Genomic DNA, 20,131 nt, shown 5'->3' with positions numbered 1-20,131 from the left:
GTTTTATCTTGTTTGCACTCTCCTCCACTCAAGAAGTATATTATAACCCTGCCATTAAAATAATTTTTGATATCACGCGCGGCGCTTCTATTTTAATTTTTATCGCATTTTACGCTTTCAATTACTCCATTTCACGAAAAATGCTCATAGTTGGTCTTTTCTTCTTAATATGGAGTATCGGTTTTAAAGATTGGTTTTTTCTGGATGCTGGATGTGGATTCATTTTATCAATTTTAATAATCCGCCTAGACAAAGACAAGATAATACGCTCAACAGCCTGGTGGTTAATTTTAATCACTACATTAACTATAGTGCTCGCAAAACTAGGCTTAATTCAATCAGCAACATTCACCAACACTCTGTATTCCGATGTCGCCTTCTCAACAGGCAGTAAAGAAAGCCTTGGATTTTGGCAGCCCAACGTTGTATCCCTATTAATTATAAGCTGTATGATTTCCGGATTTTATCTAGACGATAAAAAACTAATCTTCACTACTGTACTCGTGTATCTTTTCATCATTCAAGAAACAGTAAGCAGAACTTACATCCCAATTCCAATAGTAATATTCATTTACTATTCCGCCAAATTTTTTTCATTGCACCGCACCGCTTTTTTCACGCTTCCTATTTTGCTACTCGGCATAACATCAATGCTCATAGCTTGGTTAGTTACCGTCCCGCAAGCGCTGAGTTCGTTCCTTGGGCCTGCTGCGATAACAGCCCTGGATCAACTCTTTAGCTATCGAATTTCTATTGCGCGGAGAGTAATTGAACCGTTATCGGGAATAGAGCTCATGTCAGGCATTCATGACAAAAAAATTCAAATTGACTCTCTTTTCGTCAACTATATTATTAGCCAGGGGCTTGTCTTATTTTTTGCAGTCTCCTTATTTGTCTCCTACATCATGTTCGATCTTTTTAAGAGGAGAAAATCCAAAGAGCTTCTGATTATCTCTCTGTACCTGTTAATTTCCAATTTCGAAAGTACTGCCAGCGTCAGCTCCCTTGTATTTGTCATCTTTATAGCCTGCTGTTCCGAGGCCAAGATGTTTTCATCAAAAAAAGCACATGGTAACTTATGAAATCAGCATACATTCAATCACCCAAAGACAAAAACATCAGAACCTCTTTTACAATAACCATCCGAAATATCTTTTTCTTCTTATGGTCAAAAGTATTTTTCGGCAAAAAAGTAAGAATAATAAAAGGTTTTCCTCGATTAATAAATAAAGGTCGCCTGACATTCGGTGATAAATTTACAGCGGGATTGGATCTGCGCCTGGAGGTTTTAAAAAGTGAAGCCGCAGTGCTTATCGGAGACAATGTTAAAATAAATGATTACTGCCACATAGGTGCAATAACAACGATCTCCATCTTCGATAACTGCCTTATCGGTAGTCGCGTGACTATTGTAGATCACGAACATGGGGTCTATGTGGACGCTGTTGGTAGCAACCTTTCTCACCCGGACACGCCGCCCGATAGTCGCGAACTAAAAGGTTCTCCTATAACAATAGAAAGTAACTCTTGGCTCGGAGAGGGTGTTGTTGTTTTATCTGGAGTAACTATCGGCGAAGGCAGTATTATCGGGGCAAATGCCGTCGTCACCCACAGCATTCCGAAATACTCTATTGCAGTAGGTGTTCCTGCAAAAGTAATTAAAAAGTTTAACTTCACTAGCAATACTTGGGAAAAGACCTGATTCGGACTTTACCAAAATAACACGATCATCATAATAAACACTTACAAAGCACAACATTCCAAACACACAGAGACCCCATATACAGATAGCCCAAAAAACCTAGTTTAGAGATCAGCCTGAACACAAGCGGCCTGAACCAACACATCTTTAAATATGGGCACTCTACTCACCAACAAAAGTTAACCCGCATTTAAACGTGAGCGTAAGAATGATAAAAACTACTGTAGTCTCTGCCATTAACATAGTCGATGGCGGAGCATTGACGGTATTACAAGATGCCATGAAGGCTTTTGACTCTAACGCCGACACGGAACACTCAGTAATATTTCTTGTATCGAACCCTTCAGTGCACAGCGGCATTGAGCTAAAGCATATAAAGTTTATTTATTTTCCTCTCTCTAAAAAAAGTTGGTTTTTGCGTTTTTTTTATGAATACGTTTATTTTTACCTCTTATCTCTTAAAATAAAACCTCATACATGGTTTTCCCTCCACGACACGACACCCAGTGTCAAAGCCTCTCAACGATATGTCTACTGCCACAACCCATCAATTTTTCTGAAAATGCCACTATCATCGGCATTAATGGATCCAAAACAATTTGCCTTCTCGAAATTTTATAAATATCTGTACAAGATCAATATAAAAAAGAACACCTCGGTTATTACTCAACAAGCATGGATGGCGGATGAATTTTGCAAACGCTTCGACATCTCAAATGTAATAGTTGCTGCTCCTGACGTCGACATCAGAACCAAGAGCACTCAAAAAACTGATACCTCGACTAACAGTGATACCTTCAAATTATTTTATCCTGCCTATCCGCGTTACTTTAAAAACCACGAGATCATATTCAAAACACAACATTTAGTAAAAAACACTTCGTTTTGGCTAACGCTCTCCGGGCGAGAAAATAACTACACAAGAAAACTGATTCAACAGTACCCTCTAACCAATATAAGCCTATTGGGTCTTCTCCAGAAAGCAGAGGTAGAGGAGCGTTACGAGACATGCGACGCTCTAATTTTCCCCTCGCTGCTCGAAACATGGGGCTTACCATTGACTGAATTTAAAGAATTCAACAAACCCATTATCGCTGCTGACCTTGAATATGCGCATGAAACCATCGGCAACTACTCGAAGATCTATTGGTTTGACCCAGAGTCTGCGGAATCATTAGCATTGGCGATTCATCGAGCCCGTCATAAAGAAACGCCTGACGACTCAAAACCTAAAGTATGCAAGCATATGAAAATTCTTGGTTGGGATTCACTTGCAACTCACATCATAGGTCGCTAAATGGAACATCACAAAACAATTCACGTCGTTCTCATCGACTACTTCAAAGCATACCGAGTTGTCGACTCGATAAAGTCTTTGCGCGACCAGTCTTACTCTCAAGAAGATATTTATATCACCGTCATCGACAACTCTTGCAGCGATGAGAACTTTGAAATCTTACACAGCCTGTCTGACCACCAAGTAAAAGTACTTCGAACACAAAAAAACATAGGGTACATTGCAGCAGTTAACATGGCTGTCCACTCAGAGTCTCGCCCCACCGACTTTATTTTGCTTTTAAACCCAGACATAATAATTGAAGATCCGAATACTCTCTCTGGCATCATAAAAAACTTTGAAGACCCAAAGTGCTATGTTGTCGGCCCCGCGCAGATCAATGATGATGGTTCAAGACCTACCATTGCTCGGGGCTACCCTTCCGTATCAGCCCTAGTTGCAAAAAGAACATTCTTGAAGCACACATCATGGGGAAAGAAAAAAATATCTGAATATCTTCTCAGCGACTTCAATCCTGGCAAGAAGCAAAAAGTACCATGGCTACAGTCATCTTGCGTATTTATACGTAGAAGTTACTGGGAACAAGTAAAAGGACTAAACCCTAAATATTTCCTTTTTATGGCAGATATAGAAGTTTGCGAAAAAGCTTATGAGCATGGAGGTTATGTATTATATGACCCCTCGCATACAGCTTTGGCTGATGGTAAAAGATGCAGTGAAGGTGGAGCGATGTCTTTGTTTACAAGTCACGCGCTTAGAATGCATGTAATCGATGCCTATAAGTACTACACGGGTTAATTTCATTTAATGCCCTTCTGCTTTCACATCAAGCATCTCACTCTGCACCCAAATTTCAACTATAGCACTCAAGACAGTCAGGCTATCGAATGGGGCGCCACCCCATAAAAGTAATACCCGGGCACAATTAAAAGTTTGAAAAATTAAAAGGTCGTTGAAAGAGCCTTTACTTGGAGAAATACTGATGCGTGTTATTGTTACTGGCGGCGCTGGCTTTATCGGCTCAGCCGTAATTCGTCACCTGATCGACGACACCGCCATGGAAGTTGCCAACCTTGACAAACTTACCTATGCCGGCAACCTGGAGTCGTTGGCCTCGATAGCAGCATCGCCACGCTACTGCTTTTATCAGGTTGATATATGCGATAGCCAAGCACTCGATACAGTGTTCGCCGAATTTCAGCCAACTGCGATAATGCATCTGGCAGCAGAATCCCATGTGGACCGCTCTATTGACGGACCTTCAGACTTCATCCAGACCAATATCGTTGGCACCTATAGTCTGCTGGAAGCAACACGGCGCTATTGGAATGACTTGCCCCCCGAGGCCAAGAAAGCCTTCCGTTTCCACCATATATCCACAGATGAGGTGTATGGCGACCTGGAAGGTACAACGGACCTGTTTACTGAAACAACACCCTATTCACCCAGCTCGCCCTACTCTGCCTCCAAGGCCAGTTCAGACCACCTTGTGCGTGCTTGGCAGCGTACCTATGGCTTACCAGTGCTGGTGACCAACTGCTCCAACAACTACGGCCCGTACCACTTCCCGGAGAAGCTGATTCCCCACGTGATTCTCAATGCCTTGGAGGGTAAACCATTGCCGTTGTACGGCGACGGTTCGCAGATTCGCGACTGGCTGTACGTTGAAGACCATGCTCGGGCATTGGTTGAGGTAGTGAGCAAAGGCGTCGTTGGTGAGACCTACAACATTGGTGGGCACAACGAAAAGCGCAACTTGGAAGTGGTGGAAACCATTTGCGAGTTGCTGGATGAGCTGGTACCGCTTGATACCAATAGCGAGCGCTCCCGCTCTTACAAAGAACTGATTACCTTTGTAAAGGACCGACCTGGACACGATCGACGTTATGCAATCGACGCATCGAAAATCGAACGAGAGTTGGGCTGGGTGCCGCAAGAAACTTTTGAAACAGGGTTGCGCAAGACAGTGCAGTGGTATTTGGACAATGACCAATGGTGGCAGCGCGTATTGACCGGGGACTATCGATTAGGTCGGTTGGGTGGCGATAATTAACTCAAGCACTCAGCGCCTACCAATGCTTATCCCGCATCACCGCATGCGTAAAAAGCCAGTTCTCGAATCATTTAAAAAAGGACATTCCATATGAAAGGTATCATTCTAGCGGGTGGCTCCGGCACACGCTTGCACCCTATTACCCGTGGCGTATCGAAACAGCTGCTGCCTGTTTACGACAAACCGATGATCTACTATCCATTGTCGGTGCTTATGCTCGCCGGCATCCGCGAAGTGCTGATTATTTCTACCCCTGAAGACCTTCCTAACTTTCGCAAGTTGCTGGGCGACGGATCGGAGTTCGGGATTGAACTCAGCTACGCTGAACAGCCCTCTCCAGATGGCTTGGCCCAAGCATTCTTGATTGGTGAGGAATTCATTGGTGACAGTAATGTTTGTCTGATCCTTGGCGATAACATTTTTTATGGCTACGGATTCAGCGCGATGCTCCAACAGGCGGCTAGTCGGACCACCGGTGCCGTGGTGTTCGGCTATCACGTCAGTGACCCGGAGCGTTTCGGGGTTGTGGAATTTGATGCCACTGGCAAGGCAATTTCCATCGAAGAAAAACCCAAGCAGCCGAAATCCAACTATGCCGTCACCGGGCTGTATTTCTATGACAATTCGGTTGTGGAGATTGCAAAACAGGTGAAACGCTCTGCGCGCGGCGAGCTGGAGATCACCGATGTCAACAACGCCTACCTGCAACGTGGCGACTTGCATGTGAGTTTATTGGGCCGTGGGTTTGCCTGGCTAGATACTGGCACGCATGACTCGTTGATGGAAGCCAGTCACTTTGTGCATACCATTGAAGCGCGTCAGGGCTTGAAAGTCGCGTGTCTGGAAGAAATCGCCTATCACCAAGGCTGGTTGTCGGCGGAGCAATTGGCTTGCCAGGCCGAAGCACTGTGCAAGACTGGTTATGGTCAATATTTGCAGCGTTTGCTTGTCCAGGAGGCAGGGCAGTGAAAATTATTGAAACCGCGTTGCCGGGGGTCTTGATCATCGAACCCAAGGTGTTCGGAGATCAGCGAGGCTTTTTTCTCGAAACCTTTCAGGCCGAACGCTACCGCGAAGCAGGCATCACCCTGCCCTTCGTTCAGGATAATCACTCTCGCTCGCAGCGCGGAGTTCTGCGCGGCCTTCATTTTCAGCGCACGCGCCCACAAGGCAAGCTGGTGAGTGTCAGCCAGGGCTCAGTCTATGATGTGGCAGTGGATATAAACCCTGAATCGCCGACCTGCGGCCAGTATGTTGGCGTCGAACTTAGCGATGAAAATCACCGTCAGTTCTGGGTACCGCCAGGCTATGCTCACGGCTTCTGTGTGCTCAGTGATATTGCCGATTTTCAGTACAAGTGTACCGATTTGTATTATCCCGAAGATGAAGGTGGATTGATCTGGAATGACCCTGAGGTTAATATTCCTTGGCCAGTAGCAGACCCTAAACTGTCCGCAAAAGATCAATCCAACCCGACTCTTCGCCAGTTATTGGGAAACTAGAGCTGGCAGGCCTACATTGATGCAGAATCACTTTAGGTGGCTATCGAAATGACATTAGCCCGTGCAAACAGCGGGCTTACTCAGAGTTTACTTGCAGGGTTCAGCAGTCAACGCACATATCAGCCAGTAATTGCTGAGTTAACCGGCACGTTATAAAACGTCAGCAACCCAAGGGGCTCTACACGGGTATTCTTGAGCTGTTATTGTAAAATAAAATACCTGTAACGAAACCTCTTGAGGGCTATGCTTGCAGCTTCGCGCAACACGCAAACACCCAAGTTTGTAATCTTGGGTACGCACACTCAAGTACTACCCCCAATACAGACTATTTACCAAAAGGATTTCCCCATGAATAAATTCCTCGTTTCCGCACTCGCCCTAGCCTTGAGCGCCTCTGCAATCGCAGCAGAAGCTCCAGCTCCCGCAGCAAGCGGCTCTCTGAATACTGATACCGGTGTCCTCGGTGGCGTCAACACTAAAACTGCCGTAGCTGCAGGCGTTGCTGTAGTAGCTGTTGTTGCTGCAGCAGCATCGGGCGGTGGTGGTGGTGGCAGCAACGGCGGCACTACAGGCACCACAGGCACAACAGGTACCACAGGGACTCACTAAGTACCTGCCAGGTCGAAAGGACTAAACCACCTGGAGCTTTCCAGGCATTTGATTTTGATGTGTTTCCTTTACAAGTGTCCTCAATGATGATTCGTAGTTTGTCGCTCGCGGTACTTGCAGGGTTCGCCCTGCAAGGTTGTATGTTTGCGCCCGGTCAATACCTGGATACCAGTGCGATCGGTCAAGAGGGCTCGCCTGAGAGCAGTCGGGTCGAGCTGATCCCCATCACCCCCAAGCTGATTGCGCAAAACGCGGCGACATACGTCTCAAGCTCGGTGCCAGCAGAACTGCTGGCATTCAAGCCTGCGGCTTACCGGATCGGAGCCAACGATGTGCTGTATATCACCGTTTGGGACCATCCCGAATTGACGGCACCTTCGGGCGCACAACAACAGATTGATGCCAACGGGCGCCTTGTGCGTCCGGATGGCACGATCTTTTATCCCTATATCGGCCAGGTCGATGCAGCGGGTAAAACCATCGAAGAGTTACGTTCGACAATCGCTGAACGCCTTAAGCAATATGTAGACAGCCCGCAGGTTGATTTGAGTGTTCTGCGCTTTGCCAGCCAAAAGGCGGTTCTTGCTGGTGCCGTGCTAAAAGCAGGGCCAATGCCGATTACCACGTCACCGTTAAGTGTGGTCGAGGCTATTGGAGCTGCTGGTATCGAACCGGGGAATGCCGATCTGTCCGGACTGACTCTGACCCGCGATGGTCGTGAATTTGTACTGGATATAGACTCCCTCAACACCTCCGGATCGCAGTTGCAGAACGTGTTTTTGAAAGACGGCGACCAACTGTACCTCCCTTACAATGATCGTAAAAAAATCTATGTGATGGGCGAAGTCCTGATGCCTCAGGCAATCAGGTTTAAAACCAAGAACATGAACCTTGCTGATGTAGTCGGCTCGGTTGGCGGTTTGAATCAAACCACCTCCAACGGCAATGCACTGTATGTCATTCGTGGCGCCGATAACTTTGAGACCGAACCGGCCAAGGTTTATCAGCTGGATGCCGAGTCACCAGTGGCCTTTGCAGTTGCCAGCCACTTTCGACTAAAACCACAAGACATCGTTTATGTAGGCCCGGCCCAGGTCACCCGCTGGAACCGTCTGATCAGTCAGTTGCTGCCATCGGCAACTATTTTGGGTACTAGCGCCGCCGCGGGTAACAACCTCAGTGAAGCCAACAACCGATAAGGTTTGAGCCGTTTTGAAAACTCTTCGTAACCGCTCATGCCTGGTGGCGTGCCTGCTGCTGTGTGGCTGCAGCCCTCTGATGCAAGGCTCCATCGACACCCTCAAGGCCGCCGTCAACAACACCGAACCGTTGCAATTAACAGCGGCTGATGTTGCTGCGGTGCCTTACGCACAAATTTTGGTCACCACCCCCTCCAGCGAGGGGGTGATGGCCAAGCTGCGTCAGCAAGGCGATCTGCAGTTCTGGGTTGCCTCTGGCAAGCAAGTACTGTTGATGCGTGACGGACTGGTGGTGCGCTCTGTAGGGCTGGAGCCCAGCCTGGATGGCACGCGCTTTGATGGTGATTCGCCTTTTAAGCGCGGCCTGCAACAAATTACCGACGGTGAGACCAGCACCCGCTGGATCGACATCTATAAAGGTGAACAGGTAGGCCTGGCGTTGAATAGCCGCTTTCGCCGCAAAGGCCTCGAGACCGTGACCATTCTCGGCCAGCCCCATGTGCTACAGCGCATAGATGAAGCCATCGAGATCCCGGCACTCGGGTTTAGCGCGACCAACCGATTTTGGGTCCGCCCAGACAATGGCCTGGTGCTGCAGAGCGAACAACACCTGACACCGGAGCTTGCGTTGAAGATTGTGCATCTGCGCCCAGACTGGGAGACCGCACGGTGAGCCATTTGAAGAAGCTGAGCGCCTGCTTATTGTTGAGCTGCTCAATACTGTGCCTGAGCATAGAAAGCCAGGCAGCTGTGACGGTGAGTGGTGACGTGGGTAAGCCTGGCAATTTGGCATATACCCCTGGCATGCGCATGCAAGATGCCATCAACCAGGCCTTACCAAACCCTGAAGGTTATTGGCTGGCTGCCGCGTGGCTGCACACTCCGCTGCTGGAACAGCAGATACGGCTCAAGGCCGGAGTGCTGTTTGATCTGAAAATGCTGCAACGTGGTGCCTTGCTTAATAATAATGATGCCCTTGCCGCCTTGGCTGCGCGCCTGTTTGATCAGGTCAATCAGCTACCCGTTACCGGGCGTAAAGTCGCCGTGCTTGACCCGATTGCACTGGAAGTCGGCTTTGCTCGCAACTATCTGCTGAGCGATGGCGACCAGCTGATTTACCCTGCTCCGACTAACAGTATCAAGGTACTGGGCGCAGTGAAACAGCCCTGCACCCTGCCCTTTCGCGCCCTGCAAGAAGCTCGCGACTACCTCGATAGCTGCCCTCGACTGGCCGAAGCCGATGCCGACTTTTTATGGCTGATCCATCCCGACGGTCGCTACCAGCAAGTCGCAATTGCCGCTTGGAATCGACAGGACGGCGTATATGCGGTCGCCGGCAGCACGATTCTAGTGCCGGTGCGTAACGACAATGCTGATTTGCCCACACCCGATTTAAATGAGCAGCTGGCCCAGTTTCTAGCCACTCAACCGCTGGCCGAGGTTGCCCCTTGAAGTTACGTTTTGCTGCTGTTGTATTACTGCCCTGCAGTCTGGCCCATGCCGAGCCGCGCTATACCCAGAATGATTTTGGTGGCGTCGGGTTGCTGCAAACCCCGACGGCACGTATGGCGCCTGCTGGCGAGCTGAGCTTCAACGCTAACCGTACTGATCCGTATTCGCGCTATAGCCTTTCGTTGCAACCCCTCGACTGGCTTGAAGGAACCTTTCGCTACACCGCGATCAGTAACCGCAAGTACGGCTCCGAAGCATTGAGTGGCAGCCAAAGCTACAAGGACAAGGCGGTAGACGCCAAGGCCAGGCTTTGGCAGGAAAGCCACTGGCTGCCTGAGGTTGCTTTGGGCTTCAGGGATATCGGCGGTACTGGCCTGTTCTCCAGTGAGTATTTTGTTGCCAACAAGCGTTATAAAGACCTGGATTTCAGCCTAGGGATCGCTTGGGGTTACATCGGTAATCGTGGCGATATGGACAACCCACTGGGCTATCTTGATGACCGTTTTGATACTCGTCCGGCTAGTTCGACCACCGGTGACGTCAATACTAGTTCGTACTTTCGCGGCTCACCTGCCCTGTTTGGCGGGGTTGTATACCAAACACCATGGGCTCCCTTGAGCCTAAAGGTCGAATACGACGGCAATGACTACAAACACGAACCCCAAAACAACAATCAGGTACAGGACTCACCAATTAACATTGGCGCAGTCTACAAGCTGAGCGACTCTGTAGATTTGACTGCAGGCTGGGAACGTGGCAATACCGCGTTGTTTGGTATTACCTTGCATACCAACTTCGTCAGCCGCAAGGCTCCAGTGAAAAGTTACGACCCGCCTGCAACCCCCCTCCCCCCACATGCACCGACCACACCACTGGATCAGGTTGACTGGGCCGAGGTCTCCAAAAAGCTGGAAAAAAATGCCGGCTATACCGTAGAGCGTATTGCCCAGCATGATTCCGAGCTGATGATTTATGGCGAGCAGTCTAAATACTTCTACTCCGCCAAGGGCGTGGGCCGAGCCAGTCGAATTCTGGATAATAACGCCAATGACGAGATTCAGTGGTTTACCCTGGTCAACAAGCGTTATGACATGCCGATGGAAGAAACCAGCGTGCCCCGCGCAACCTTCCGCAATGTGGTCAATAACGAGCAAGATCTGGTAGATCTGCACCGCACCACCGAGGTCAACCGCGCGACCGCTCACGTTGATAAAACTTTGTATCAACAAAAGCCAAACCCTTTCACCTATGGTTTTGGCTTGGGTTACCAGCAAAACCTGGGTGGCCCCGACGGTTTTCTGTTGTATCAGGTAAGCACGTATGCCGAAGGGCAATACCGCTTTACCCCTAATACCTGGGCGAGCGGTGGCGTCAGCGTCAATCTGTTCAACAACTTCGACAAGTTCAAATACGACTCAGCGAGTAATCTGCCGCGTGTGCGTACCGACTTGCGCCAATATATCACCACCTCAGACGTGACCATGCCAGCCTTGCAACTGAACCAGGCCCGCAAACTGGACCAGGACCTGTATGGCATGGTCTATGGCGGTTATCTGGAACCGATGTACGCCGGGGTCGGCGGCGAACTGCTGTACCGCCCTATGGGCGAACGCTGGTCGGTGGGTGCCGACTTGAACTATGTTCGCCAAAGGGACTTTGACCAAGGTTTTGGCCTGCGCGACTACAGAACAGTGACCGGTCATATTACCTCCTATACAAAACTGCCCTTTGATCTTGACGCGGCAGTCAGTGTGGGCCGTTATCTCGCTCGCGACTGGGGTACCACCATCGATATTTCCCGCAAATTTACCAATGGCGTGAAGTTCGGTGGCTGGGTGACTCGAACCACCGCTTCAGCAGAAGAGTACGGCGAGGGCAGTTTTGACAAAGGGATTTATATCTCGATTCCGTTTGACGAAATCATGAGCGTGTCAACCATGAGCCGAGCCAATATCGCTTGGGCTCCACTGACTCGAGACGGTGGCGCTATGCTTCATCGTCAGTACTCACTGCATACCATGACCGATGGCCGCAACCGCGATGCGTTTTATGAGAATTTCGAGAAGATCACCGAGTGAATCTACTGATCCAGCGCCTTGTTGAGCTGCCATCCTGGCTGCGCACCCTGTTGTTTATGGCAGTGTGCGCGGGCCTGCTGTTCACAGGGCTGCGCTCTCGGCCGATTCCGCAGTTTTTTGTCCAGGAAGATAAGCTGCATCACTTTATTGGCTTTTTTGCCCTGTCATTCAGCTGCCGATTGGCATTTTTGCAGAGCAAGTTGTATTGGATCGCCAGCGGCTGCGTACTGGCAGGGGTGCTGATTGAATATGCTCAAGCGCTAATGCCTTTACGCAGCGCATCGTTTTACGATGCGCTGGCTAACACGGCTGGGGTGACCCTGGGCTTGACAGTGGCATGGTATTTCACCCACAACCAAAATAGTTATTAATACACGCAAAAACCACCCTCATAGAAATCGATCTTCGATACCAGCGAGTTGATGATTACTAGATCTGATCACATCCCGCGTGGGAAAATGTTACAAAATGTCCGATTTCATATATCCTTGTATGGCAAAATCCAATAGCCTCTAAGTATTTGGGTTAGGTGATATGCTTTTCGCAGGATGCAAGACCGATATTTTGGCCCCAAAAGCGCTCAATTTTGTACACAGCAAAGCGCTGGCCGACGATATTGAACAGCTCATCACTTCTGGCGTGAGGCATCTTGATGCCTGCGACGCCAAGACGAACCTGACGTGCGATTTTAATCAGGTAGAAGCTGTTTTTATTGAAGTTAATTCTCCAGAAGCTATTAACGACAGCCTGGAACTGGTAAAGCACATCCGGCTGATCAATCAGATTGTGTGTATTTTTATATTGGCCACCCATAGCAAGTCATTTACCAGCATCAATTATTATCTGGCAGGCGCCGATCACTGCATAAAGTTACCTGCCAGTCCACTAGAAAAATCGACATTATTATCGCGTACTCTCGAAGAGTCACACTGGAAAACAACGACCAAATTAACTCTTGACCGCACGCGTCTTTTATTATGCGGCGCCGCAAAAAGACTTGAAATCTCATATACGGAAATGACAATTATCGATGCCCTGATACATGCACCACAGCATGTATTAAGCCAGGACAGTATTGCTAAAACTCTGGACCCTAATATTGTTTTCTATGACCCGCGAGCACTGGAAAAAACCATTAGCCGCCTGAGAACAAAGATCAAAAAAGCCTACGAACTTGAATTGATTTTTAGTGTTCGCGCGTTTGGCTATCGCCTGCGCCGAGGGACGATTAGCGAATAGGCATTATCTGACTTCATGCACTGCTCTGCAGACCGCTGTAGTTCGCCAACTGGCACCAGCCTGACACCGACGAATGGAGACGTTGAAGCATGAAGGTAACACTCGGACATTCCAGTTATATGGCCCCTGCAAATGATCATTCATCTGCACCAAAAAATAGCCTGCTACAAGATAAAATCAAATATCACCCAGCAAACCAGCATGCTACCCAACGCACAGATCAGCAGTGGCGCGCGACACACGTTGCTTCCTGGGCACGATGGGCAAGTGACCAGCCAGGCTTTGCACCGGCAAACAAGTTCGCCAGTGAGCTTTCCAACTTGATAACGGTAAAAAAAGTTCAATCATTGAGCATCCATTCCTGCTCCTCGGACCTTACTGCCAGTCAAGCGCTGGAAACAACTTCGACTTTTCCTGCACAAACAGCAGATTTTCTGTATTCGGAAAGCCCTGATATCTGGTTATTTTGCTCTGCGGCACAAAAACTGTGCAACAATAGCATCTGCATTCAGCTTACAACTATTGAATCGTTACTTATCAAAACACTAACACTCAGAGAAGAGCGCATCTGCAGCAAGCAAGAACTTGTTATCGGCATAAATAAAGACCCGCACAGTTACAGTGGCCTGGAAATGTGCCTGAGCCGACTTCAGAGTAAATTCAGAGATGCTTTTGGTGAGCGCCTGTTTCGTTCAGTACGCAATCGCGGGTATTGCCTGGTTCAGGATGTTCGAGTTGCGGGATAGATGGCACTTTACAATCATATGAGAGCAATAACCGGACGCGACGCTATCGCTACGACATCACGGCACCCTTTAGATTATTATTCTATTGAAAATAGCACCTCCCGCCTCACTGTTATAAAACGTCGAACCCTTATTGCTGATAACCCTTATTATCAGTGTTTCGTGCGGCAATTACCTATTCCAGCAATAGCGCCGCTCGACGCCTGCACATGGAAGAGTGCTGTGACCTACCCCCTCCAGCCGCTCCCCTATAGTCAAGTACTTATCACAAGGCTGCTACCTTGATACATACACGTCTAGATCGCAAAACCGTGGCCAGAGGGCTTACTTTTTGGGGGCAGTGGTCCGTTGCCATGTGCTTTGTCATCGCATTGTTATTAGCACTGGTCTATACCAAATTCGGCACCATTGATTTCCATTACCGCATGCTCGCCATTTTGACCATGCTCGTATCAGTACCGGCCTATTCAGCCACCCACGTTTATTATAAAAGACACAAGGTTTTTAACGGCTCCGTCCGCTTGTTTCTCGGGTGGACGCTAACACTGACATGCCTGAGTACCATTGGGTTTATTACAAAATCTGGTGAATTATTTTCTCGCGAAACCCTAATTAGCTGGGCCTTGCTAGGTTATCTGATTCAAGTTCCGCCTTATCTGATTTTGCACCAATTGTCTAAATTTTATCACCAGCGTAATAACCATCACTACAATAGCCTTATTATTGGCTCCGATGGCGTCGCTCTCAAGCTGGCTGACAGTTTTATTCGACAAAACCAATTCCCGCTGATTGGCGTTGTCAGCGCTAGCCCCTTTGAAGATTTAACTAATTCGCCACTTATCGTCGGAGAACTAGCACAACTGCGCTCGCTGATCGCCGAACATAATATACGTCGACTTTATATTTCGCTGTCTCTGCAAGAAGCCCAACGTATTGAAGCGCTCTATATCGATCTGCTTGACTTGAACGTCGACGTCGTCTGGGTGCCAGACTTGGATAGCATGATGCTGCTCAACCATTCAGTTAGCGAAATTGGTGGCCGGCCAGCCATCCACTTGAATGAAAGCCCCCTAACAAGCTACCCCACTGCAGCTATAAGCAAGGCATTGATGGAACGCTCGCTGTCACTTGCTGCCATTATCTGCCTGAGCCCCCTACTTGCAGCCATTGCGCTGGCAGTAAAACTCTCGTCACCAGGCCCGATCCTGTTCAAGCAGCATCGCCATGGCTGGAACGGCAAGGTTATTAAAGTGTGGAAGTTTCGTTCGATGCAGGTGCACGACGACAAGCAAGTGAAGCAGGCAAGTCGCAATGATTCACGCGTAACAGCGGTAGGTCGCTTTATTCGACGCACTTCGCTGGATGAATTGCCGCAACTTTTCAATGTGCTACATGGTGATATGGCCTTGGTAGGGCCACGGCCTCACGCAGTTGCCCATAACGACTACTACACCGGCAAAATACACGCCTATATGGCTCGTCACCGCATCAAGCCCGGAATTACCGGCCTGGCACAAATCAGTGGTTGTCGCGGCGAAACCGACACCATTGAAAAGATGCAGAAACGGGTTGAAATCGACCTCGACTACATCAACAACTGGTCGCTGTGGCTCGATATAAAAATCATGATCAAGACACCGTTTACATTGATATCAAAAGATATTTACTGAAACCACAGCCCTCCTCACAGGAAGTGAGTGAGGGCTGTATATTTGCGCAGTTCAATGTCTCGCCATCTAAGACTGTGCTGTGATCAGTTTCATAACTTAAGTAAAAATTCACACTGAATATAAAAGTGTCGAATAACAAACACCTATCACAAGCCTCGAAATACGTGTCGAACCGCCTCAAGCTCCGTTCCTAAACTGCATATCAGGTCCTACTCCCTCTCGCACAAAATATTCATTCGAATCTGATGCTTACCGGGAAGGGTCAAACACTATAGCTTATTGCCCTGCAGAGCAGCATTTGAGCTGAGTTATCAACATCATACCAACTAAAGATTTTTCGAAACATTAAAGCAGGTCATCTGCCGATGTATTTCGATATCGCAGCATCGCCAGGACGCAGGAACTAGCCATTTCGATCAATAGCGCCAGTTTTTCGGCGCGGGCGTTCTTACGGCAACCGCACTACGAGTCAGTTCGTGCTCAGTGAACCCACGGATGATTTCGTCACACTGTGGTCTGCCGAAATAGATTTGGGGCTTGCTGCAACGCGGGCGGGGACAACTAGTTCTTCATCACCTTCAAGCACTATCAATTAAATACTATCGGGTTCGATGAACAGAACCTAAAGAGATCTAGGGCGTAGCATCAAGCTTCAGTTCGCAGTTTGAATGAGGGGATGATTGAGCGCTTACGATGGGGACGGTCAAGTCAAATTACTGCATCCCATTGTCCAGTGGCTGATGCTAAAGTTTAGGCCTTATCCGAGCTAGGCGCGTCAATAAAACACTAACATATCGATAACCCACCAAATATCAGCGTGTGACTTAGTTCTGAAATCTGTTTCATGGATTAGCGTGTCGTGGGCATCAGATCATCTCTTGATGATATAGTTACACCGGACCTCGGTTTTGCGGGCAAGAAAAATTATGCACCGTAAACCGCTTATAAAAAAACTCGTGCACATGATTGCCTCATCCGCACATCACCAAGGCTTGGTATTGAATGGAATTTCGAAGAGATATTAACGGGTTAAGGGCGATAGCCGTAATGGCCGTTGTTTTTTTTCATTTCGGTTTTTCTGGGTTTGAGGGCGGATTTGTTGGGGTTGATGTTTTTTTTGTAATTTCAGGTTTTTTAATGACCGGAATTATTTTTAAAAAAATTGACAGCTTTAAATTTTCGTTTGGCGGGTTTTATTTTGATCGCGCCCGTAGAATCATTCCCGCATTAGCAGTCATGTGCTTGGCATTAGTTGCGTTTGGATTTATATTTCTCGATCCTACTGAATACTCACTTCTGGGAAAGCATGTAGGCAGTAGTTTGATCTTTCTCTCCAATATAGTTTTTTGGCGTGAGGGAGGCTATTTTGATCAGACGTCTCATAGCAAGTGGCTGCTCCATACTTGGTCGCTCTCTGTTGAGTGGCAATTTTATATGTTGTACCCGGTGCTGCTAGTTTTGCTTCGAAAGTTTTTAGCGCTTAATATTGTACGATGGGTTGTAGCAATTTTGGCTTTCCTGTCATTTGCTCTTTCGGTCTACGCTTCATCTCGCTACCAAACTGCTTCTTTTTACCTGCTCCCGACCCGCGCATGGGAAATGCTTGCAGGTGCCATCGTATTTTTGTTTCCTGTTAATTTTAGTAAAGGATGGCGAGTTCTTTTTGAAACAGCAGGTCTTGCTCTAATTGCCTTTAGTATCATCTTCTTTAGTGAGAGTAATGTTTGGCCAGGATGGCTAGCACTCATCCCAGTGTCGGGAGCAGCGTTGGTGATCTGGGCCGGCAGAAGTGACTCTGCTGTAACATCTAACGTTATTTCGCAGTTTCTAGGACGGGCCTCATATTCCATTTATTTGTGGCACTGGCCTCTTGTCGTAGCGTTGGTCTATTTTGGCGTTGAGAAAAAATTACCTTGGGTTGTTTTTGCAATTAGTGCCTCAATTGCACTTGGTTATTTATCATTTATTTTTGTTGAGCAACTTGCAAGCAAGAGGCCCGTGGCGATTGGTCAGTGGGCAGCATCCGTAAAGGTTTCTTGCCTGTTCGCAACGGCTGCAGTTTGCAGTATGATCATTTTTACCTCCGGGGGACTTTCATGGCGAGCAAGCGAGGCGTTTGAAAAACAATTGAATGAGTTAGTAATGCCTCTTACTAGCAATGGTTGGTGCTTTTACAATGTCGATAGTGCAAAAAATCTCTCGGTTGGCTCGAAAGGCCTAACGTGTGAGCTAGGAGATAAAAAGGGTGGGACTAAGGGGCTGTTGTTTGGAGACTCTTACGCGGGACACTATGATCCTTTCTGGAACTCTGTCGCCTCTGATAGCAATATTAAAATTAATTCGGTGGCCACAAACTGGTGTTATCCCGCAATAAATGACGAGTTTACCGGCCCTAAGTCCAGCCGAGCTTATAAGCAGTGTTTGATAAATAGAGAATACCTAAAATCAAACATATCTGACTATGACTTTGTTGTTTTTGCTGGGAATTGGGGAGCGATTAGTGAACAAGAACAAATGGATAGCTTTCTATCTGCTATCGATTTTGCAGCAAAAAATAGCCATCTTGTCGTTATAATGGCTGCGCCTATTCGATTCGATGTCGATGTTGGCTTGATGTACAGAAGAGCACTTTTTTCCGGGGCTGAATTTCAGATAGAGAAGCTTGATAGGAAAAAGGATATTAGTACGGTTCAGGCGAATTTGCAGTTAGAAGAGTACTCTCGCAAGTACAAAAATGTCTTATACTTAAATAGAGAGTCCCTTTTTGGCGCTGAGGGAGCGTACACTGGGCTTGCGAAAGACGGGATGCCCTACTCTCTCGATGGAAGCCATATTAGTATTCATGGTTCTAAAATGTCAGCGTGGTTATTCAAAGAATCAAAGCAATATGAGTTATTCATGGCCAAGGTTGAGGCGCTAAAAGATAGTCCCATTATCAGCGAGGCCGCACAAAAGCCTTGATGATACTTGGTTAAAGCTGCGTCTAGGCGCAAGAGATTATAGCGTCACAACACCAGCTATGCCTTACAACGCGCTCCGCTCAACAGCTAAAGCGCGAGGTGAATGTAACGACCGAGGAAGCTCACGGTTGTGGCTCCTGATCTAGCTAGTGATGTTAAACATATATTAATACCCGCCTTGTGCGGGTTTTTTTCATCTGGAAAAACGAAATTTCACAACTTTCATAGTGTAAGTTCTCCACCAGCTATAAGAACCACTTCACAAGCCCCACCCACCTCCAAGTGCAGCACAAATTACTCTGGGGCAGGCAGTTAGTTTTTAGGTAACCCATTGTTGTCCAGTGGCGCGTTACAGGAAGGCAGTTCTTCACCAATCAATAAGAAAATTGTTGAGCGCGAAGTCAGACCTTTTTAATAGAGGCCAAGGCCTGAAAATTACGCGCCCCCCCCAAAATAGTAACCCTCACTATTAGCGTATACAACAGACGAAACCACAAAGACAAACGGCTAAGAGCTCTATACATTTCTGCGCTACGTGCTGGAATGACAACAGCACGCCTCGCCGATAAACTATAATCCGTGCTCCATCGCCCCGTCCGGGGATAGGTGAATACCTATGGAGCGAGCACTTCAAATTAAGCTGTCTCTAGCCCTTATTTTTCAATGAATAAATATAATCCCCGCCTCTCTGTGATATCAAATCGTCGTCTAAAGTTCCGGTATTTCGCAGAAGCTCATATGCTTTTGCGTCGAAAACAACCTCACCCGTTCGCGACATCCCAGGGCCGCACGGCGAAAACCCTGAAATCACATTAGATTTATCTCTATTTATAAACTCAAGAACCATTACAGTTCTTTTCGCCGCTGGCTGCTCATAGAGCCCTCGATGCAAGCAGCTTGTATCAAACATAGCTACATCTCCGGACTTATATCTCAAAGCAATTTGATTATCGAGGGAACTGATATTTCTCACACCAGAAAATCTGGATATCTCGCCCCATCTTGGCGAGTACGGTTTGTTATGCGAGTTCGGCAAAACCACTGTAGGCGTATTCCCATTACCACTAAAGCAAATATATATTTTTACTCGGCTGCCCACATTATCATCATGCCAAGAATTAGAGAGACTCCAATCTGTTATTTTTTCCGGATCAAACCAGAACAGATACATATCATCAAGTCTTGATTTTTCGCCCAAATATCCTGTAACGAAATCACCAAAACCATCAATAATATTTTTTGCAACCTCGGCTATTTCGAGAGTGATTTTATTACTTCTAGCAACCCCTTGAGCATTGAACGTGTCGGGTGGAGAAATATCAAACGGTATAAAATAGTTTTCATGGAAACTGGCTCCAGACCACGAACCAACATCAACACTCCGGTCATACTCTCTTATTGTCGATCGAATACGTAATTTTCTTATATGATTTACATACGGGAGAAGTACTTTTTTAATTTTACTTACTGACATCTAACTCTCTCCACTTCCCTGGGCTGACTGATTTGACACCTATCAAGTATAAATTATTCAGAATAAAAAGGTAATCACCCATGAAAAATTACCCCAAAAAGCAGAGCTTTCTCTTAATCACATAAAGATATTTTTGTAAAAACAGCACGT

18 protein-coding genes are annotated in these 20,131 nt (G+C 47.4%); 17 read left to right on the top strand and 1 reads right to left on the bottom strand.

All coding sequences use genetic code 11. From position 1 onward, the window contains the following. Nucleotides 1-8: 8 nt before the first annotated feature. The 17 genes from U5A05_RS10505 (at nucleotide 9) to U5A05_RS10425 (ending at nucleotide 18,508) form a co-directional block, all read left to right on the top strand. Nucleotides 9-1,082, top strand: a complete 1,074-nt coding sequence (locus U5A05_RS10505) for a hypothetical protein (RefSeq protein WP_321836301.1) — start codon at nucleotides 9-11, stop codon at nucleotides 1,080-1,082. After that, complete coding sequence (locus tag U5A05_RS10500; protein WP_321836300.1) at nucleotides 1,079-1,702, top strand: DapH/DapD/GlmU-related protein; 624 nt, start codon at nucleotides 1,079-1,081, stop codon at nucleotides 1,700-1,702. Before U5A05_RS10505 ends, U5A05_RS10500 begins: the two co-directional genes overlap by 4 nt. Before the next feature lie 208 nt (nucleotides 1,703-1,910). Further along, on the top strand, nucleotides 1,911-2,999 hold the full coding sequence (locus U5A05_RS10495) for a glycosyltransferase (RefSeq protein ID WP_321836299.1): 1,089 nt from the start codon (nucleotides 1,911-1,913) through the stop codon (nucleotides 2,997-2,999). Further along, a complete protein-coding gene (locus U5A05_RS10490) occupies nucleotides 3,000-3,797 on the top strand; it encodes a glycosyltransferase family 2 protein (protein WP_321836298.1) in 798 nt (265 codons plus the stop codon). 184 nt (nucleotides 3,798-3,981) lie between these two features. Next, on the top strand, nucleotides 3,982-5,052 hold the full coding sequence (rfbB, locus tag U5A05_RS10485) for a dTDP-glucose 4,6-dehydratase (protein ID WP_321836297.1): 1,071 nt from the start codon (nucleotides 3,982-3,984) through the stop codon (nucleotides 5,050-5,052). A 90-nt stretch (nucleotides 5,053-5,142) separates the two neighbouring features. Next, nucleotides 5,143-6,021, top strand: coding sequence for a glucose-1-phosphate thymidylyltransferase RfbA (gene rfbA / locus U5A05_RS10480; protein ID WP_261742014.1), 879 nt, complete (start codon nucleotides 5,143-5,145; stop codon nucleotides 6,019-6,021). Continuing rightward, on the top strand, nucleotides 6,018-6,554 hold the full coding sequence (gene rfbC, locus U5A05_RS10475; protein WP_321836296.1) for a dTDP-4-dehydrorhamnose 3,5-epimerase: 537 nt from the start codon (nucleotides 6,018-6,020) through the stop codon (nucleotides 6,552-6,554). The genes rfbA and rfbC overlap by 4 nt, the downstream gene beginning before the upstream one ends. A gap of 348 nt (nucleotides 6,555-6,902) precedes the next feature. Continuing rightward, a complete protein-coding gene (locus tag U5A05_RS10470; RefSeq protein WP_321836295.1) occupies nucleotides 6,903-7,163 on the top strand; it encodes a hypothetical protein in 261 nt (86 codons plus the stop codon). A gap of 86 nt (nucleotides 7,164-7,249) precedes the next feature. After that, nucleotides 7,250-8,362, top strand: a complete 1,113-nt coding sequence (locus U5A05_RS10465) for a polysaccharide biosynthesis/export family protein (RefSeq protein WP_321836500.1) — start codon at nucleotides 7,250-7,252, stop codon at nucleotides 8,360-8,362. Between the two features lie 13 nt (nucleotides 8,363-8,375). Then, the gene (locus tag U5A05_RS10460) at nucleotides 8,376-9,035 is read left to right on the top strand and encodes a YjbF family lipoprotein (protein ID WP_321836294.1); all 660 of its coding nucleotides are present in this window, start codon (nucleotides 8,376-8,378) and stop codon (nucleotides 9,033-9,035) included. A 32-nt stretch (nucleotides 9,036-9,067) separates the two neighbouring features. Further along, on the top strand, nucleotides 9,068-9,814 hold the full coding sequence (locus U5A05_RS10455) for a capsule biosynthesis GfcC family protein (protein ID WP_410012281.1): 747 nt from the start codon (nucleotides 9,068-9,070) through the stop codon (nucleotides 9,812-9,814). Then, nucleotides 9,811-11,892 (top strand): YjbH domain-containing protein, encoded by a 2,082-nt coding sequence (locus U5A05_RS10450; protein WP_321836293.1) that lies wholly within the window; start codon nucleotides 9,811-9,813, stop codon nucleotides 11,890-11,892. Before U5A05_RS10455 ends, U5A05_RS10450 begins: the two co-directional genes overlap by 4 nt. A 56-nt stretch (nucleotides 11,893-11,948) precedes the next feature. Continuing rightward, complete coding sequence (locus U5A05_RS10445) at nucleotides 11,949-12,263, top strand: VanZ family protein (RefSeq protein WP_425262905.1); 315 nt, start codon at nucleotides 11,949-11,951, stop codon at nucleotides 12,261-12,263. 163 nt (nucleotides 12,264-12,426) lie between these two features. Then, entirely contained in the window at nucleotides 12,427-13,131 is a 705-nt protein-coding gene (locus U5A05_RS10440) for a winged helix-turn-helix domain-containing protein (protein ID WP_321836291.1), read from the top strand. Between the two features lie 89 nt (nucleotides 13,132-13,220). Continuing rightward, a complete protein-coding gene (locus tag U5A05_RS10435; RefSeq protein WP_321836290.1) occupies nucleotides 13,221-13,877 on the top strand; it encodes a helix-turn-helix domain-containing protein in 657 nt (218 codons plus the stop codon). A 353-nt stretch (nucleotides 13,878-14,230) separates the two neighbouring features. Beyond that, complete coding sequence (locus tag U5A05_RS10430; RefSeq protein WP_321836289.1) at nucleotides 14,231-15,547, top strand: undecaprenyl-phosphate glucose phosphotransferase; 1,317 nt, start codon at nucleotides 14,231-14,233, stop codon at nucleotides 15,545-15,547. Between the two features lie 1,002 nt (nucleotides 15,548-16,549). Continuing rightward, nucleotides 16,550-18,508 carry an acyltransferase family protein gene (locus U5A05_RS10425; RefSeq protein ID WP_321836288.1) on the top strand — a complete coding sequence of 653 codons (1,959 nt, stop codon included), beginning with the start codon at nucleotides 16,550-16,552 and terminating at the stop codon, nucleotides 18,506-18,508. 645 nt (nucleotides 18,509-19,153) lie between these two features. Here the strand turns inward: U5A05_RS10425 and U5A05_RS10420 are convergent. Further along, entirely contained in the window at nucleotides 19,154-19,981 is an 828-nt protein-coding gene (locus U5A05_RS10420; protein ID WP_321836287.1) for a phytanoyl-CoA dioxygenase family protein, read from the bottom strand. Nucleotides 19,982-20,131 lie beyond the last annotated feature (150 nt).

Source organism: Pseudomonas kulmbachensis (assembly GCF_963681935.1).
In the GTDB taxonomy this organism is placed as follows: Bacteria; Pseudomonadota; Gammaproteobacteria; order Pseudomonadales; family Pseudomonadaceae; genus Aquipseudomonas; species Aquipseudomonas kulmbachensis.
This window is presented reverse-complemented; position numbering and strand designations above follow the sequence as displayed.